The sequence below is a fragment of the Microbacterium aurugineum genome (assembly GCF_023101205.1).
Lineage (GTDB): Bacteria > Actinomycetota > Actinomycetes > Actinomycetales > Microbacteriaceae > Microbacterium > Microbacterium aurugineum.
Window position 1 is genome coordinate 1,807,418 of the sequence record NZ_CP078078.1, and the last position, 17,516, is coordinate 1,824,933.

15 protein-coding genes are annotated in these 17,516 nt (G+C 68.1%); 9 read left to right on the forward strand and 6 right to left on the reverse strand.

From position 1 onward, the window contains the following. Positions 1-91: 91 nt before the first annotated feature. Together KV397_RS08825 and glpK are read left to right on the forward strand one after the other, a co-directional pair. On the forward strand, positions 92-847 hold the full coding sequence (locus tag KV397_RS08825; RefSeq protein WP_047523385.1) for an MIP/aquaporin family protein: 756 nt from the start codon (positions 92-94) through the stop codon (positions 845-847). Positions 848-887: 40 nt separating this feature from the next. Beyond that, positions 888-2,402, forward strand: coding sequence for a glycerol kinase GlpK (gene glpK, locus KV397_RS08830; RefSeq protein WP_131490940.1), 1,515 nt, complete (start codon positions 888-890; stop codon positions 2,400-2,402). 69 nt (positions 2,403-2,471) lie between these two features. On the opposite strand, the gene KV397_RS08835 is transcribed toward glpK, so the two are convergent. After that, positions 2,472-3,380: a LysR family transcriptional regulator gene (locus KV397_RS08835; RefSeq protein ID WP_261812644.1), complete on the reverse strand. Its 909-nt coding sequence runs from the start codon at positions 3,378-3,380 to the stop codon at positions 2,472-2,474. Between the two features lie 78 nt (positions 3,381-3,458). Between KV397_RS08835 and KV397_RS08840 the strand changes: the two genes are divergently transcribed. Continuing rightward, on the forward strand, positions 3,459-4,373 hold the full coding sequence (locus tag KV397_RS08840) for an EamA family transporter (RefSeq protein WP_261812645.1): 915 nt from the start codon (positions 3,459-3,461) through the stop codon (positions 4,371-4,373). 6 nt (positions 4,374-4,379) lie between these two features. Here the strand turns inward: KV397_RS08840 and ffh are convergent, their stop codons facing one another. Both ffh and KV397_RS08850 read right to left on the reverse strand, forming a co-directional pair. Next, a complete protein-coding gene (gene ffh, locus KV397_RS08845; protein WP_261812646.1) occupies positions 4,380-5,942 on the reverse strand; it encodes a signal recognition particle protein in 1,563 nt (520 codons plus the stop codon). Positions 5,943-6,013: 71 nt separating this feature from the next. Continuing rightward, positions 6,014-6,601 carry a TetR/AcrR family transcriptional regulator gene (locus tag KV397_RS08850; protein ID WP_261812647.1) on the reverse strand — a complete coding sequence of 196 codons (588 nt, stop codon included), beginning with the start codon at positions 6,599-6,601 and terminating at the stop codon, positions 6,014-6,016. Between the two features lie 96 nt (positions 6,602-6,697). On the opposite strand from KV397_RS08850, the gene lipB reads away from it, so the two are divergent. Both lipB and lipA read left to right on the forward strand, forming a co-directional pair. Next, on the forward strand, positions 6,698-7,336 hold the full coding sequence (gene lipB, locus KV397_RS08855) for a lipoyl(octanoyl) transferase LipB (RefSeq protein ID WP_261811098.1): 639 nt from the start codon (positions 6,698-6,700) through the stop codon (positions 7,334-7,336). After that, complete coding sequence (gene lipA / locus KV397_RS08860) at positions 7,333-8,322, forward strand: lipoyl synthase (RefSeq protein ID WP_261811099.1); 990 nt, start codon at positions 7,333-7,335, stop codon at positions 8,320-8,322. Before lipB ends, lipA begins: the two co-directional genes overlap by 4 nt. Before the next feature lie 39 nt (positions 8,323-8,361). On the opposite strand, the gene KV397_RS08865 is transcribed toward lipA, so the two are convergent. From KV397_RS08865 to smc, 3 genes are read right to left on the reverse strand one after another with little or no spacing between them, the layout of a single operon-like run. Beyond that, the gene (locus tag KV397_RS08865) at positions 8,362-8,862 is read right to left on the reverse strand and encodes a DUF2004 domain-containing protein (RefSeq protein ID WP_047523392.1); all 501 of its coding nucleotides are present in this window, start codon (positions 8,860-8,862) and stop codon (positions 8,362-8,364) included. 44 nt (positions 8,863-8,906) lie between these two features. Next, positions 8,907-9,779, reverse strand: coding sequence for a signal recognition particle-docking protein FtsY (ftsY, locus tag KV397_RS08870; protein ID WP_047523393.1), 873 nt, complete (start codon positions 9,777-9,779; stop codon positions 8,907-8,909). Between the two features lie 55 nt (positions 9,780-9,834). Next, positions 9,835-13,383 (reverse strand): chromosome segregation protein SMC, encoded by a 3,549-nt coding sequence (gene smc, locus KV397_RS08875; protein ID WP_261811100.1) that lies wholly within the window; start codon positions 13,381-13,383, stop codon positions 9,835-9,837. 526 nt (positions 13,384-13,909) lie between these two features. Here smc and KV397_RS08880 point away from each other — a divergent pair. The 4 genes from KV397_RS08880 to KV397_RS08895 all read left to right on the forward strand — a co-directional run bounded on the left by KV397_RS08880 (position 13,910) and on the right by KV397_RS08895 (position 17,513). Continuing rightward, positions 13,910-14,194, forward strand: a complete 285-nt coding sequence (locus KV397_RS08880) for a hypothetical protein (protein ID WP_047523395.1) — start codon at positions 13,910-13,912, stop codon at positions 14,192-14,194. Positions 14,195-14,317: 123 nt separating this feature from the next. Continuing rightward, positions 14,318-15,397, forward strand: a complete 1,080-nt coding sequence (locus tag KV397_RS08885; protein WP_261811101.1) for a GNAT family N-acetyltransferase — start codon at positions 14,318-14,320, stop codon at positions 15,395-15,397. A gap of 101 nt (positions 15,398-15,498) precedes the next feature. Continuing rightward, positions 15,499-16,194 carry an ABC transporter ATP-binding protein gene (locus KV397_RS08890; RefSeq protein WP_261811102.1) on the forward strand — a complete coding sequence of 232 codons (696 nt, stop codon included), beginning with the start codon at positions 15,499-15,501 and terminating at the stop codon, positions 16,192-16,194. Positions 16,195-16,211: 17 nt separating this feature from the next. Next, positions 16,212-17,513 (forward strand): FtsX-like permease family protein, encoded by a 1,302-nt coding sequence (locus KV397_RS08895; protein ID WP_261811103.1) that lies wholly within the window; start codon positions 16,212-16,214, stop codon positions 17,511-17,513. The last annotated feature ends 3 nt before the right edge of the window (positions 17,514-17,516 follow it).

Sequence of the window (17,516 nt, forward strand, 5' to 3'; positions counted from 1 at the left end):
TGGACTTCGGACAGCCGCCCTCCTCGCGGCGCAACCCCCATAACGTGTCGGGGCAGAGGGGCCTCGACACACAAGAAAGGTCAAAGAAGACATGGCTGATGTGAATCTCGGTCTCTACTTCCTCTCGGAGTTGGTCGGCACAGCGATGCTCGTCCTCCTCGGATGTGGTGTCGTGGCCAACGTAGCCCTTGCGAAGAACAAGGGCTTCGGCGGCGGCTTCCTGATGGTCAACTGGGGATGGGGCCTCGCGGTCTTCGCCGGTGTGCTCGTCTCCGCGTACTCCGGTGCGATCATCAACCCGGCTGTCGGCATCGGACTCTTCGTCGCCGGCAAGATCTCGTTCGTGATGTTCCTCACCGCGACGGCCGCTGAGCTCCTCGGCGCGATCCTCGGTGCGATCGTCGTGTGGCTCGCATACAAGCAGCACTTCGACGAGGAGCCGGAGGCCGCCAACAAGCTCGGCGTCTTCTCGACCGGTCCCGCGATCCGCTCCTACGGGTGGAACCTCGTCACGGAGATCATCGGAACGTTCGTCCTCGTGTTCGTCATCTTCGCGTTCGCGGACTACGGCGACATCCAGGTCGGCACGCCCGGAGGCCTCGGACCGCTCACCGCGCTCCCGGTCGCACTGCTCGTGGTCGGTATCGGCGCATCGCTCGGTGGTCCGACCGGCTACGCCATCAACCCCGCCCGTGACCTCGGCCCGCGTATCGCTCACGCGATCCTGCCGATCAAGGGCAAGGGCGCCAGCGACTGGTCCTACTCGTGGGTTCCCGTCGTCGGTCCGCTCATCGGTGGTGTGATCGCCGCACTCGCCGCGCCCGTGCTGCTCGGCCTCGCCGGCTGATCGACACCCCATCCGCACTGGAATTCAAAGGAGAGCACAAGTGGCTGACTACATCATCGCCATCGACCAGGGAACCACGTCGAGCCGCGCGATCATCTTCGACAAGAAGGGCAGCATCGTCGCGACCGGACAGAAGGAGCACGAACAGATCCTTCCGAAGGCCGGCTGGGTCGAACACGACGCGGCGGAGATCTGGCGCAACGTGCAAGAGGTCATCGGCTTGGCCCTGGGCCGCGCCGACCTGACGCGCCACGACATCGCGGCCGTCGGTATCACCAACCAGCGCGAGACCGCCGTCGTGTGGGACAAGAACACCGGCAAGCCGATCTACAACGCGATCGTCTGGCAGGACACCCGCACGCAGGAGATCGTCGACCGCCTGGCGGCCGACGGCGGTGTCGAGCGGTTCAAGCCGGTCGTCGGTCTGCCCCTCGCGACGTATTTCTCGGGGACCAAGATCGCGTGGATCCTGGAGAACGTCGAGGGGGCCCGCGAGAAGGCGGAAGCAGGCGACCTGCTCTTCGGCACCACCGACTGCTGGGTTCTCTGGAACCTCACGGGTGGCGCCGACGGAGGCGTGCACGCGACCGACGTCACCAACGCGTCCCGCACGATGTTCATGGACCTCGAAACCCTCGAGTGGCGCGATGACATCCTCGAAGCGTTCGGCGTGCCGCGCTCGATGATGCCGGAGATCCGTTCCTCGTCCGAGGTGTACGGCACTGCAGAGAGCTCCTCGCTCCTGCGGGAGACGCCGATCGCCGGCATCCTCGGCGACCAGCAGGCCGCGACGTTCGGGCAGGCCGCCTTCCAGACCGGCGAGAGCAAGAACACCTACGGCACGGGCTGCTTCCTGATCTTCAACACGGGCGAAGAAGTCGTCCACTCGAAGAACGGGCTGCTCACCACCGTCGGCTACAAGCTCGGCGACGGACCGACCCACTACGCACTCGAAGGATCGATCGCCGTCACCGGGTCGCTCATCCAGTGGCTGCGCGACCAGCTCGGCATCATCTCCTCGGCCCCCGAGGTCGAGAAGCTGGCCGAGCAGGTCGAGGACAACGGCGGCGTCTACATCGTCCCCGCGTTCTCGGGACTGTTCGCCCCCTACTGGCGTCCGGATGCCCGGGGTGCGATCGTCGGCCTCACCCGGTATGCGAACAAGAACCACATCGCGCGCGCCGCGCTGGAGGCCGTGGCCTTCCAGACCCGCGACGTGCTGGATGCGGTCAACGCCGATGCCGGTGTGGATCTGACGGAGCTCAAGGTCGACGGCGGCATGGTCGCCAACGACGCGCTCATGCAGTTCCAGGCGGACGTCCTCGGTGTCCCCGTCGTGCGCCCGGTCGTCGCCGAGACCACGGCGCTCGGTGCCGCCTACGCCGCCGGTCTCGCCGTCGGCTTCTGGAACGGTCTGGATGACCTCTCCGCGAACTGGCAGGAGGACAAGCGCTGGGAGCCGTCGATGGATGAAGCCGAGCGCGACCGCCAGCTCCGGTTGTGGCGCAAGGCCGTCACGAAGTCCATGGACTGGGTCGACGAAGACGTCAAGTAACAGCATCGAGTGAAGCGAAGCGGGTCCGGAGTTCACCTCCGGACCCGCTTCTCGCGTCTTCCTGCATTCTCACGAGGAGGACGAGGCTTCGGCCCCGTGCTCCCCCGGAACCGCAGCCAGCACCGCGAGGAAGGCCCTGGCCACCGTCCGGGGCGCAGCCTTGTCCCAGGCCACGTACTCGACGCGCCGGGGACCGTCGAGCACGTCGATGGTCACGACATCGGCGCCCGATCGCGCCACCGTCTCCGGTGCGAGAAGCGTGACCGCCAGCCCCGCCTCGACGAGGCCGAGGATGAGAGTGGCCGAGTCGGCTTCGAACGCGACATCCCTCGTCACTCCCGCGGACGTGAACGCGGCGTCGCTCTGCGCCCGGCCGGAGGTCGCAGCCGGGAAGTCCGCGAAGGTCTGATCGGCCAGGTCCTCGATCCGAATCGCTTCCGCGCCCGCAAGAGCGTGCCCGCGAGGGACCGCCGCCACGAGTCGGTCACGCGACAGGACACGTGATGCCACGCCGACCGGGTCCACGCCGTCGCGCAGGCCCAGGAGTGCCACATCGAGATCACCGCGACGAAGGCGGGTGACGAGCGTGTCGCTGTTCCCCACCTGCAGTTCGACTCGTGCTTGTGGGTGTTGTCCACGAAAGGCCATGAGCACGGCGGGGAGATCGATGGCCGTCACGGTCGGGATGACACCGATCCGGAGAGTCCCCACCACCGCGCCGTCGACAGCGGCGGCATCCTCCCGTGCCTGTTCCGCCGCCCGGACCGCGGCACGCGCATGCCCGACGAACGCCTCGCCGGCCTCGCTCAATCGAACGCTCCGACTCGACCTGATGAACAGTCGCCGGCCGAGTTCCCGCTCGAGTGCAGCAATCTGGTGGCTGAGGGCCGACTGAGTCACGAAGCAGCGCTCAGCGGCCCTGGTGAAGCTCGAGGTGGCAGCCACCTCCACCACGTACCGGAGCTGTTGGAGTTCCATGTATCCATGATCAACCCTCATGCAAGCTGTGACAACCATGCGTTGGACTCATCGACGCACGGCGCGCACGCTGGAGGTATGAACCGCGTGATGCTCGTGCTCCTCACCGCCCTCGCACCGATCTCCTGGGGGACCACCTATCTCGTGACGACAGAACTCCTCCCGCCCGGGCACCCTCTGTTCGCCGCGCTCCTGCGTTCCCTCCCCGCCGGCCTTCTCGCCGTGGTCCTGAGCCGACGGGTTCCGCACGGTTCGTGGTGGTGGAAGTCGATGGCACTCGGCGCACTCAACATCGGCGCGTTCTTCCCTCTCCTGTTCCTCGCTGCCGAACGCCTCCCCGGCGGGGTGGCGGCAGCGGTTGCCGGTGCTCAACCGGTCATCGTGCTGGCTCTCGGTTCGCTCGTGCTGCAGGAGCGCATCCGACCGCTCACCGCGGCTGCCGCCGTGGTCGGAGCAGGTGGTGTCGCCCTGGTCGTCCTCGGCCCTGCGGCGGATCTCGATCTCTGGGGAGTCCTCGCCGCGCTGGGCGGTGTCACCGCGACCGGAATGGGGATGATCCTCACCAAGAGCTGGGGCAGGCCGAGCGGGGTCGGACCGGTGGCCTACGCCGGCTGGCAGCTCAGCGCCGGAGGTCTTCTGCTGCTGCCGGTCACTCTGCTCGTCGAAGGGGTGCCGTCGCGGATCGACGGTGAAGCCACGCTCGGGTATCTGTGGCTCGGCACGGTGGGCGGCATCGTCGCCTACTCGCTCTGGTTCCGCGGGGTCCAGCAACTGCCGGTGATCGTGCCGGGGCTCCTCGCGCTGCTCTCCCCGATCGTCGCGACCCTGCTCGGCGCGCTCGTCGCGGGCGAGTGGTTCACGCCACTCCAGGCCATCGGGTTCGTGCTGACGCTCGGCGCGTTGGTGCTGGGCCAGATCGTTGCGCGTCCGGCAGCAGGACCGGGACGTCCCGCCGCCTCGGCGGTCGCGCCCGTGCTCACCGCACCGCGCTGACCAGGCTCAGCCCTTGCCGAAGAGCTTCTGGATCTCCGCGAGATCGGCCTCGCTGGGAGCCTGGGGGGCATTACCCAGCCCGAAGCCCGACCCCGTGGGTGCGGCCGAGGAGGTGATGCCCGCGTTCTCCGCAGCGCGCTTGGCCGGGTTACCCGAACGAGAACCGCCGGAAGACTTGCCCTTCTTGCCCTTCCCCCGCTTCGAGGAAGCACCGGGACGTCCCATGCCGGGCACCGCACCCATACCGGGGATGTTGGGCGTGCCCCCTCGGGCCACCGTCTTCATCATCTTCGCGGCCTGCTCGAACCGCTGCACGAGCTGGTTCACGTCGGTGACCGTCATGCCGGCACCACGGGCGATGCGCAGACGGCGCGAGCCGTTGAGCACCTTCGGGTTTCGCCGCTCCCCCGGCGTCATCGAACGGATGATGGCTTCGGTGCGATCGATCTCACGCTCGTCGAAGTCCTCGAGCTGCTGCTTCATCTGCCCCATGCCCGGAAGCATCCCGAGCATCTTCTTCATCGAACCCATCTTCTTCATCTGCTGAAGCTGGTCGAGGAAGTCCTCGAGGGTGAAGGCCTCGGTCGCAAGCTTCTCGGCCATCTTCATGGCCTCTTCCTCGTCGAAGGCCTGCTGGGCCTGCTCGATGAGGGTCAGGATGTCGCCGAGGTCGAGGATCCGGCTCGCCATACGGTCGGGGTGGAACGGCTCGAGGTCTTCGAGGCGCTCGCCCGTCGACGCGAAGATGATCGGACGGCCGGTCACGGAGGCCACGGAGAGAGCCGCGCCACCACGTGCGTCACCGTCGAGCTTCGACAGCACGACACCGGTGAAGTCGACACCCTCCTGGAACGCCTTGGCCGTGTTGACGGCATCCTGACCGATCATCGCGTCGATGACGAACAGGACCTCGTCGGGCGTGACCGCCTTGCGGATGTCGGCGGCCTGCTTCATGAGCTCGGCGTCGACGCCGAGACGGCCGGCCGTGTCGATGATCACGACGTCGTGCTGCTGCCGTCGCGCGTAGTCGACACCGTCGCGCGAGACCTTCACCGGATCCCCGACGCCGTTGCCGGGCTCCGGCGCGTAGATGGTGGCGCCGGCCTGCTCCGCCACGACCTGGAGCTGGTTGACGGCGTTCGGGCGCTGAAGGTCGGCGGCGACCAGGAGGGGCGTGTGCCCTTCGCCCTCGAGCTGCTTCGCGAGCTTGCCCGCGAACGTCGTCTTACCCGAACCCTGCAGACCCGCGAGCATGATCACGGTCGGAGCGGTCTTCGCGAACTGCAGCCGACGCTGCTCGCCACCGAGGATCTGGACGAGCTCCTCGTTGACGATCTGCACGACCTGCTGCGCGGGGTTCAGCGCCTTGTTGACTTCGTCGCCGAGCGCGCGCTCACGCACTCTGGCGGTGAAGTCCTTGACGACGACGAGCGCGACGTCGGCGTCGAGCAGCGCGCGACGGATCTCCCGTACGGTGCCGTCGACGTCGGCCGCGGTGAGCTTTCCCTTCGTGCGAAGGTTGCGGAAGGTCTCGGTGAGCCGATCGGAGAGCGTGCCAAAGGTAGCCATGGTGCTGTCGATTCTACGCGAGCGGAGCCTCCGCGCTCAGCGCGGCACGGAGCTCGGTCGCCTCGCGGGGGTCAGTCCGACCAGGGAAGGTCGTGGATCGTCCCCATCGCATCGGCGAGCAGGGCTTCCGGAGTACCCCGGCCGGCCCCCTGCTCGGCCCAGACCCGCAGCGACGAGAAGACGGCCGCGGCGTGCGCCGCGCCGAGGATGTCGGCACGCACCGCATCGACCCCGGAACCGCGAGCCGCGCGCGACACCCCTGCAGAAAGCTTCGCCAGACGCAGACCGGTGTCGCGAACGAGTTCGTCCTCGAGCCCCATGGCTGCCGCGTTACGGAGCGCGAGAGCCAATGCATCGGGCGCGAAGTCTCGGACGACGAGCAGAAGGATGCCACGGACGGCTCCCCCCGTCGCGCGCGTCCCGAGCTCTTCGAGGGACTCGAGCGCGTCCTCGATCCGCTCGTCGACGCCGGACCACAACACGTCGCTCTTCGAAGTGAAGTAGTTGAAGAAGCTCGATCGGCTCACGCCTGCGCGCTGAGTGATGTCGGCCACCGATGTGCCGTCGTACCCGCGTTCGAGGAAGAGCTCGCATGCGGCCTCCGCGAGAGTCTCGCGGGACGACGCCTTGGGGCGCCCTGCACGGCCGGTGGAACTCATGCCCTCACGCTACCGCGCGCGACCGGTATGCATCCGATGTGCCTCGTCGGGAGTATTGTTAGACCCAATCCAACTAGTCGATGATGGGAGACGTTCATGCTGGACATCCTCACTCCGGGACTGGCTCCGGACCTCGTACCGTACGCCGAAGGGTGGGAGCTGCAGCGCCGCGTTCACGCCGAGGTCGTGGACGGGAGTCGACCGGACACACTGATCCTGCTCGAGCACGAGGCGGTCTACACCGCCGGCAAGCGCACCGAGCCGCGCGAACGCCCTCAGGACGGCACACCCGTCATCGACGTCGACCGCGGGGGAAAGATCACCTGGCACGGACCCGGCCAACTCGTCGGGTATCCCATCGTCCGGCTCCCCGAACCGATGGACGTCGTCGCTCACGTGCGGCGGCTGGAACGCATCCTGATCGATGTGCTCCGCCCTCTGGGAGTGGAGGGGTACCAGGTCGACGGACGGAGCGGCGTCTGGGTTCGCCGCCCGCTCTCGGAGGACAAGGTCGCGGCCATCGGCGTGCGAGTGCAGCAGGGCGTCACGATGCACGGCTTCGCGATCAACTGCGACAACAGCCTGGTGGGATTCCGCGGGATCATCCCGTGCGGCATCACCGATGCCGGAGTCACCACCGTGAGCGAGATCGTCGGAGCCGACGTCTCCCCCGCCGACGTCATCGATCACGTCACGACCGCCTTCCTCACCGAGTACGCAGGAGTTCCCGCATGACCGCCGCCCCCGAAGGACGCAAGCTCCTCCGATTGGAGGTCCGCAACGCCGAGACCCCCATCGAGCGCAAGCCCGAGTGGATCAAGACCAAAGCGAAGATGGGCCCGGAATACACGGCGCTGCACTCTCTTGTGAAGAGCGAGGACCTGCACACGGTGTGTCAGGAAGCCGGCTGCCCGAACATCTACGAGTGCTGGGAGGACCGGGAGGCGACGTTCCTCATCGGGGGCTCGCAGTGCACCCGCCGCTGCGACTTCTGCCAGATCGACACCGGCAAGCCCGACGCCTACGACACCGACGAGCCCCGCCGCGTCGCCGAGAGCGTCGTGCGCATGAACCTCCGCTACGCCACGGTGACGAGCGTCGCGCGGGACGACCTCCCCGACACGGGCGCCTGGCTCAACGCCGAGACCGTCCGGAAGATCCACGAGCTCAATCCGAACACCGGCGTCGAACTGCTCGCGAACGAGCACAACGCCGATCCGGCCTTCCTCGGGCAGATCTTCGATGCCCGCCCTGAGGTGTTCGCGCACAATGTCGAGACCGTGCCCCGCATCTTCAAGCGCATCCGTCCGGCGTTCCGCTACGAGCGCTCACTCGATGTGCTCACGCAGGCCCGCGACGCCGGTCTGATCACGAAGTCGAACCTGATCCTGGGGATGGGCGAGGAACCGGAGGAGGTCGTCCAGGCGTTGCACGACCTCCATGACGCCGGCTGCGACATCATCACGATCACGCAGTACCTGCGTCCGTCACCGCGCCATCACCCCGTCGCGCGCTGGGTGAAGCCGGCCGAGTTCGTGGAGTTCAAGGAAGAGGCCGAGCGCATCGGCTTCCTCGGCGTCCTCGCCGGCCCCCTCGTGCGCTCGTCTTACCGCGCGGGTCGCCTGTGGGCACAGTCGATGGTGTCGAAGGGACGGGAGATCCCCAAGCACCTCGCGCACATCGCAGACAGCGCGGACCTCGGTTTCGCACAGGCCGTCTGACCACGCCCGGTCACAGGCGCCTCCCGCGGCGGTGGCGCCTCAGTCGGCGCTCATCACCGACTGGACGGAACCGTCCGAGCCGAGGTTCACGAGCAGGACATCGTCGGACGAGCTGTCGTCCAGGGCGTACTCGAGCACGGCGAAGGGTTCCGAACCGCCGTGCTCGTCGGCCAGGATCGTCATGCTCATCAGTCGGAGCGAGCGGATGATGTCCACCGCGGCGTCGCCCGACACATCGACGAGGACGTCAGGGAGGTCATCGCCGTAGGCCTCCTGCTGCTGCAGGATGTACTCGGTCACCTCGCTCGTGCGGTCGTCCACCTCGGCCAGCATGCCGCGACGTGCCGTCCCGTCCACGTTCTCGAGGCCGGCGATGAGTCCGGCGGCGATGTCGAGCGCGTCGGCGGACACATCGTCCTGGTCCGGCGCGGTCAGATCGACGGTGACGCTCTGGTCACCGAGCTCCACGGTCTCCGACCAGAAGATCGAGCCGTCGGGGCCCGAGGACAGGAGTCCGAAGTAGTCGTGTTCGATCGCCATAACGCTATGAAACCAGCCTCGTGCTCACGGCGGTAGTCCCGTCCTCAGCCGACCAGGGATTGGACGAAGACATGAGGCGTGAAACCGGTGAGATCGTCGATCCCCTCCCCCTGCCCGAGGAGCTTGACCGGGATGCCGGTGCGCTCTTGAACGGCCAGCACGAACCCGCCCTTGGCCGAGCCGTCGAGCTTGGTGAGGACGAGCCCCGTGACGCCCGCGTGCTCGAGGAAGGCCTCTGCCTGCATCACGCCGTTCTGCCCGGTGGTCGCGTCGAGGACGAGAAGGACCTCGCTGATGGGCGCCTGCTTCTCGATCACCCGCCGCACCTTGGTGAGCTCGTCCATGAGACCGCCCTTGGTGTGCAGACGCCCGGCGGTGTCGATGATCGCGATCTCGATGCCTTCGCGCTTGGCGTACTCGACAGTCTGGAAGGCGACGGAGGCGGGATCCTGACCTTCCTGCTGCGGGCGGACGATCGCTGCACCCCCGCGCTGCGCCCACGTGGCGAGCTGATCGACCGCAGCAGCACGGAACGTGTCCGCCGCACCGACCACGACACTGCGCTGGTAGCCGCGGAGGAACTTCGTGAACTTGCCGATGGTCGTGGTCTTGCCGACGCCGTTGACCCCGACGACCAGCACGACGGCAGGACGCTCGGTGAGCTTGAGGGTGGTGTCGAACTTCGCGAAGTGCTCCTCCAGGGTCTCCCGCAGCATCCGCTGCAGGTCCTGGGGATCGGTGGTGCGGTACTTGTCGACCTTCGCACGCAGTTCCTCGACGACGCGCTCACTGATGTCGGGACCGAAGTCCGCGGTGATCAGCGCTGTCTCGAGGTCCTCCCACGTGGTCTCATCGATCGTGGGTTTGACGAACATGCCGCGCAGTGCGCGACCGAGTGACCAAGACTTCTCCGCCATCCCTCCAGCCTACGGGTAGCGCGGGCGAATCGACCGCGAAGCCGACCTCGATCGGTCAGACGGCGGCGGCCGCCCTGTCTCCGACCCGCTGCCCGACGACCGCAGACACGCCGTCCTGACGCATCGAGACACCGTAGAGCGCATCCGCGATCTCCATCGTGCGCTTCTGGTGGGTGATGATGAGCAGCTGGGAGCTCTCCCGCAGCTGCTCGAACACCGTGAGCAACCGCCCGAGGTTCGCGTCGTCCAGCGCGGCCTCGACCTCGTCGAGGATGTAGAACGGGCTCGGTCGCGCCTTGAAGATCGCCACGAGCAGCGCGACGGCGGCCAGCGAACGCTCACCGCCGGAGAGGAGCGACAGCCTCTCGATCTTCTTCCCGACCGGACGCACCGACACCTCGATGCCGGTCGTCAGCAAGTTTTCGGGATCGGTCAGCGAGATGCTCCCGGTCCCGCCCGGGAAGAGCAGCGGGAAGACCTGGCCGAAGGCCTCCTTGGTGTCTTCGAAGGCGCTCGCGAAGATCGTCTCCATCCGTTCGTCGAGGTCGGCGATGATCGTCAGGAGGTCCTCCCGCGTCTGCGTCAGGTCAGCGAGCTGCTCCGTGAGGAAGGCATGGCGCTGTTCGAGCGCAGCGAACTCCTCGAGCGCCAGAGGGTTCACCCGGCCGAGTTGCGCGAGCTTCCGCTCCGCCTCGGCCAGACGACGCTGCTGGATGCGACGATCGAACGGGATGGCGGTGTCGTCGTGCGCGTCCTCGGCGGCCTGTTCCGTCCCCGGATCACGAGGAACCATCTGATCGGGACCATATTCCGCTACAAGAATATCTTCGTCGAGTGACAGCTCGGACGACACCCGCTCGAGCAGGCTGCTCAGGTGCAGCTTCTTCTCGTGGATCTGCAGTTCGAGCCCGTGCACGCTCTCCGTCAGCCCCGCCAGGCGTTCCCGGAGCGACGTCTCCTGGGCACGCAGGGCAACGAGTTCCTGGTTCTGCGCCGACCGCGCCGCCTCGGCTTCGGCGAGAGCGACACGGGCTTCGGTGACCGATCGGTCGAGCGAGTCGAGGATGCGCGGGAGTTCGTCGGCCACCCCGGAGGCAGCCTCGCGCTGAGCGCGACGGATCACGGCACGGCGTGCGGCTTCCGCCACGGCATCCCGCTCCTGTTCGCGTTGCCGTTCGAGACTCGCCACCCTCGCCTGGGCGGCACGCACCCGCTCACGCAGAGTCTCGATCTCGAGACGTGACCGCAGTTCTCCCTCCCGGGCGAGTTCGAGCGCCTCCAGGAGTCCGTCGCGAGCGGAAGCGTCGAGTACCGGGCGCGGTGTGGCGATCGCCTCGTCCAGTGCGGCTTTCGCATCGGTGGCCTTCGCCTCGGCGTCGGCAACGGCGGTCTGCGCCTGGGCGAGCCCCGTCTCGAGTCGTTCGCATTCGGCGACCGCGGACTCGTGCCGCACCGTGACCCGGTTCAGCTGCTCCGCATGCGTGGCGAGAGCGGCGTCGTGTTCGCGGAGAGCCCGCAGCGCATCCTTCGCCTGGCGCCGGGCCGTCTCCACCGCTTCGTTCGCATCCTCCCGAGCCTCACGGAGGGAGTCGACCACGATCTGGACCTCGGCGAGGCGTTCCGCTGCGGCATCCCGCTCCGCGGCGAGCTCGAGCCGTGAGCGCTCGCCTCCGGACCCGGTTCGCAGGGTGTGCGCCGTGATCACATCGCCACCGACAGTCACGATCGTCGTGGACGTGTCACCCGCCGTGTCGAGCGCTGTGCGCGCAGCACGAGCCGCATCCAGGTCGTTCGCGATGAGGACATGGGACAGGATGCCGAGAACACCATCGGGGGCGGTGACGGTCTCCACCGCAGGCGTGACACCGTCGATGGGTGCGACGACCACGGACCGGGGGGCAGGTACGTCCGCGACGACGAAGTCGACCACTCCCCGGCGATGCTCGGCCGCCTGCTCGGCCTGCGCGAAGGCATCGGCGGCGGTATCGATGAGCACGCCCTCGGCGAGCGGGCCCAGCACCGCCGCGATCGCTGCTTCGAAGCCGGCGCGGACCTGCACGGAGTCACCCACGAGCCCGCGCACGCCCCGCCCGCCGGCTTCGACGACCTCTGCCGCTCCACCGGACAGCGCCAGTGCACTGCTCAGCGCGGCGGCCTTCGCCGTCAGAGCATCGACCTCACGCTCAGCGGTGTGCAGGCGCTCGCGCAGGGTCTCCCGTTCCGCTTCCGCCGCCGTGGAGGCGCGTTGGGCACTGTCGTACGCGGCGGCGTACTCGACGGCGGTGCCCTCGGGCGCCTCGGCATCGTCGATCGCCTCGAGCGCATCCGCGGCCTCCCGACGACGCATGTTCGCCGCTTCGAGCGCATTCTCCTGCCGGAGAACGGCCCCACGCACCGCGGCGAGGGCCGAGGAGGCCGCGTCGGCCGTGCCACGCAGCGCGGAGATGCGCATGTCGTACTCGGAGACCAGTGCGCTCTGCTCGGCGATGTCCACGTCGAGCGTGTCCAGTTCTGCGCGGGCCTGCACCACTTCGCGGCTCGCCGACGCGGCCGCGTCCTGCGCATCCCCCAGCCCCGCGGAGATCACGTCGATCTCTTCCTTCGCCTCGTCGATCGTGGCCTGAGTGACGGTGACCGTGGTGACGGCGGCGTCGTCCTCCTCCGATCCGAGCAACGCGAGGCGCTGATTCGCCAGCGTGTAGAGGCCGCGCATCCGCTCCTGCACCTGCTCCAGCCCGAAGGCGACGCTGCGCGCCTCGTCGACGGCGACCGAGTTCTGCTCGTGCTCGAGGCGCGCGATGCTCGCCCGCACCGTCTCCGCCTGGTCCGACAGCACCAGGCGTTCGGTGTGGCGTTCGTGCTCGGTGCGCGTGTGGTCGGCCAGAGCGGTGCGCAGAGCGACGACGTCGTCGGCGAAGATCCTCGCCTTGGCATCACGGACCACGGCGGCGATGGTCTGCGCCTCCCGCGCGATCTCCGCCTGGCGCCCCAGGGGTTTGAGCTGGCGCCGGATCTCTCCGGCGAGGTCGCTCAGACGGGTGAGATTGGTCTGCATGGCGTCGAGCTTGCGGAGGGTCTTCTCCTTACGTCGCCGATGCTTGAGGATTCCGGCGGCCTCCTCGATGAAGCCCCGTCGATCTTCCGGGGAGGCCTGCAAGACCGTGTCCAGACGTCCTTGACCCACGATCACGTGCATCTCGCGCCCCAGACCTGAGTCGCTCAAGAGCTCCTGCAGGTCGAGAAGACGGCAGCCCTCGCCGTTGATCGCATACTCGCTCGAACCGTTTCGGAACAGCGTGCGGCTGATCGTCACCTCGGCGTACTCGATCGGCAGAGCGCCGTCGGCATTGTCGATGGTGAGCTGCACCTCGGCGCGCCCGAGCGGACCGCGGGTCGAGGTGCCCGCGAAGATCACGTCCTCCATCTTGCCGCCGCGCAGGGTCTTCGCCCCCTGCTCCCCCATCACCCAGGCGAGGGCATCGACGACATTGGACTTTCCGGAGCCGTTCGGACCGACGATGCAGGTGACACCGGGCTCGAACACGAAACTCGTCGGCTGCGCGAACGACTTGAACCCTTTGAGCGTCAGGCTCTTCAGATGCATGCGGGCACCGCTCGTCCGGGGAGAATCACGCGGCTACGCTACCGGAATTCCGGGCCGGAACGGTGATCCCGCGCGGATGCCCACGGAACCGGATGGCGGCGCGACACGCCGAGTCCGAGGCGAGATGCTTGACGTCTCCGGCGCGCGTTCGCTACGGTGGCGTGCGGATCGCCACACGAAAGGAGGTTACCGATGATGATTCAGCTCAACGCACAGGCCACTGGCCTCGCCGCGCCCGCGCATTTCGCGCCGCGCCCTGCGTTCTCGGTAACCGCCGGCGTCCGCTCGAGCGCGCTCTGCTAGAACCGCACCCCGAGAATCCCGGCCCGTAGTGGGCCGTCTCCGGTCGGTCCTTCCGCGCCCCACCCTCTGATCTGCTCCAGATCACGGATCTTCCGCCGCCTTCGGCATCTGCGTCTTCGCAGGACCGAGGAGCCGCATCCCTCCGCACCGTCCCCGACTGCTTCGGCGGTCGGGCGTCGGTGCTTCCGCACCCCATCTCACCATCACTCACGAAGGAATCACCGTGAACACCACGTTGCACCGCAGCGTCTCCCACCCGCCCGATATCGAGGACCGTGAGGTCCTCCAGATCCCCCGTCCCGACGAACTGCGCCGCCTCTCGCTCGCGGATCGTCTCTCCCTCCGGATCGGCCTCTGGCTGTTCCAGAGGGCGCAGCGCCCGCAGCGACACCGCCGCGGCCTGTACATCGACCCGTCCGAGCTCTTCCTCCTCGGAGAGCAGCGCCACCGCTCCGCCGCCGAGTCGTCCGCCCTGCTGACGTTCGACATGCAGCGGGGGATGCGCTGACGGACGTCCGACCGTGACAGCTCCCCCATCCCCGCGCCGCATCCGCCCGTGCTCGTCACGGGCGGATGCGGGCACCCGCTCCACACACCGGCTCCCTCGGAAGCCCCACTCGAAGGAAAAGACATGACGACCATCGAACCGACGATCACCCCCCTGGTGGTGCCGGTCTCCCTGGACGATGACGACGCCGCGGACTTCCGCGCATACGGCGAACTCAACCGGCGAATCTGCGACGAGCAGGTCGGTCTGCCCGATCTCGCTCCGGACGCCGCGCAGATGCTCCCGGACTGGCAGGACGACACCGATTCACTCGACCTCGGTTTCGTCGCCCGCCTGGACGACGAGATCGTCGGGATGATCACGGTCTCCTTCGCGCAGGAGGCCGAGGCGCACGCCGCGGAGCTCGACCTGCTGGTGCCGGAAGCGCACTGGGGCCGGGGCGTCGAGGATGCCCTGCTCGCGCGCGCCGAAGCGGAAGCGCGTGCGCGTGGTCGCAGTCTTCTGCAGCTCTGGAGCCTCCACCGGCCGAAGGAAGCCGACCGGATGCTCGTTCCGCGCACCGGGTGGGGTCGCATCCCGGCGACCCCGCTCTCCGACCTGGCCGAAGCGAACGGGTTCGTCCTGGAGCAGGTCGAGCGCAACAGCGAGTTCGACCTCCGGAGCGACCCTGCCCCCTTGCGCACCGCGCTGGACGACGCCCTCGCGGTGGCCGGAGCCGACTATCGCGTCATCGAGTGGAACATGCCGACCCCGCCGGAGCTGCGGGACGGCTTCGCCGGGGTCCTCGCGCGGCTGTCGACGGATGCGCCGAGCGGCGACATGGACTTCCCTGAGGAGGCCTGGGACGCGGAGCGCGTCGTGCGCCGCGAAACGCGTCTCCTCGGTGCAGGTCAGGCCGTCTCGGTCGTCGCCGTCGAACACGTGTCCACCGGAGAGCTCGTCGCCTACAACGAGCTTCTCATCGCGGCCGACCGCACCGGGGTCACGCACCAGTTCGGCACTCTGGTCAGTAAGGACCACCGGGGGCATCGTCTCGGCACGATCGTGAAGTGTGCGAACCTGCTCCGCTGGCGGGAGCTGATGCCGGATTCCACCGTGGTCTCCACCTTCAACGCGGAGGAGAACCGGCCGATGCTGAACATCAATGAGGCGATCGGCTTCGTCCCGGTGTCGTACGCCGGCGGCTGGCAGCGCGCTCTCTGAGACACGTGCGGACCCGATCTCATTCGACGGGATGATCTCGGGTCCGCATCGTCATCCGCCAGACCGACGACCCAGGGCGGGGCGACGGAGAGGCTGGGATCATGAGTGTTCCTGTGATCGAAGCCCACGCCCTCAGCAAGACCTTCGGGATGACCCGCGCACTCGCCGGTGTCGACCTCGCGATCGGTCGCGGCGAGTCCGTCGCGATCATGGGTGCCTCCGGTTCCGGCAAGACAACGCTCCTGCACGTTCTGGCGGGTATCACCGCGCCCGATGCGGGAAGTGTCGTCTTCCGTCCGGCCGAAGGCGCGCCGATCGAGGTCACCGCCCTCGGAGAGTCAGCCCGTTCCCGGCTCCGGCGCGAGCGGTTCGGCTTCGTCTTCCAGCAGGGACTCCTCATCCCGGAGCTCACCGCCGTGGAGAACGTCGCCCTCGCCTCCATGATCAACGGTGTCCGGAGACGGGATGCCGTCCCGCACGCGGCCTCCTGGCTCGCCGCGCTCGGGCTCGCCGGGATGGAAGAGCGTCGGATCGGCGAGCTGTCGGGCGGGCAGGCCCAGCGGGTGGCCATCGCCCGTGCGCAGGCCACCGGTGCAGAGCTGGTCTTCGCCGACGAACCGACCGGCGCCCTCGACTCGCAGACGTCGTCCGAGGTGATGGACGCACTCCTGTGGTCGACGACAGGTCAAGGGCGGACGCTCGTCGTCGTGACCCACGACCCCGATGTCGCCGCGCGCTGCACCCGGACGATCGCCGTCCGCGACGGTCGCATCATCCCCTCGGCGGTGGCCGCGTGAACGGTAACGTCCTGTCCATGCTGCTGCGCCCTGCTCCCGGGCAGAACAGCGTGCTCGCGCTCCCGGTCATCGCGTTCGGTGTCGTGACGACGCTCGTCCTGACGGTGATCGGTGGAGCCCAGTCGTTCTGGAGGTGGTCCGATGACTACGCCCCTCTGTATCAGGCGCTCGCGGCGATCGCCCTCGTGCTTCTCGTCGTCCCGCTGATGTCGCTCGGCGGCGCGGCGGCACGCCTGTCGGCGCGTCGCCGTGACGAACGACTCTCGACACTTCGCCTGCTGGGGGTCACTCCCGGTGGCGTCACCGTGGTCACGGTCGCCGAGTCTGCCCTCGTCGCCGCCGCCGGAGCACTCGCCGGTGTCCTCGGGCACCTCGCGATCAGCCCTCTGATCGGGCTCATCCCCTTCCGGGGCGAACCGCTCGGATTCGGCGCGGTCATCCTTCCACCGCCACTGATCGCCCTCGTCTTCGCCGGTGTGCTCGTGCTCGCGTCCGCGAGTGCGGTCATCGGCCTCCGTCGCGTCGTGATCTCACCACTCGGTGTCCGCACCCGCACGACCGTCTCGAGCGTGCACTGGATCCGCGCCCTTCTCGCTGCCGGTGCCATCGCCATCGCCTTCGTGCTGATCACGGTGTTCCCGTCGATCGGCGGCTTCGTCATCACCGTCGTCGTCCTCGCCGGACTGTTCGGCGCCGCCCTGGCCGTCCTCAACGTGATCGGCCCCTGGGTTCTCAAGGTCTCGGCGTCCCGCCAGCTGCGTCGTGCCGAACAGCCCGAGCGGTTGCTCGCGGCACGCATCGTTCTCGACTCGCCGAAAGCGGCCTGGCGTCAGGTCGGCGGCATCGCGATGGCGAGCTTCATGGCCGTGTTCGCAGGCACCGGCGTCGCGCTGATGAATGTGATGACGAGCGCGGATGCATCCGCCGCCGACTTCGCCCTCGCCCGTGATATCCGCACGGGTCTCATCATCACGTTGATCGGCTCGTTCCTCATGGTCGCCGCCTCCGTCGGAGTCAATCAGGCATCGGACGTGCTCGACCAGCGGGAGCTGCATCGCAGCCTCCATCACCTGGGCATGCCGGTGGAGACGGTGGATCGTGCCCGCCGTCGCGCGATCATGTCTCCCCTGCTCGTCACGGCGATCGGCTCGGCTCTGGTCGCGGCACTCCTGGTGTTCCCGCTCGTCGGGATCGCGGTGATCACCGCGCCCGTGTCGGTGCTGACGATCAGCGCTGTGGTCGGTGTCGGCATCGCCCTCGTGTGGGCCAGCACCTGGGCGACGCGTCCGCTCCTGCGAAAGGCGTTCCGGACCGCGTGACGC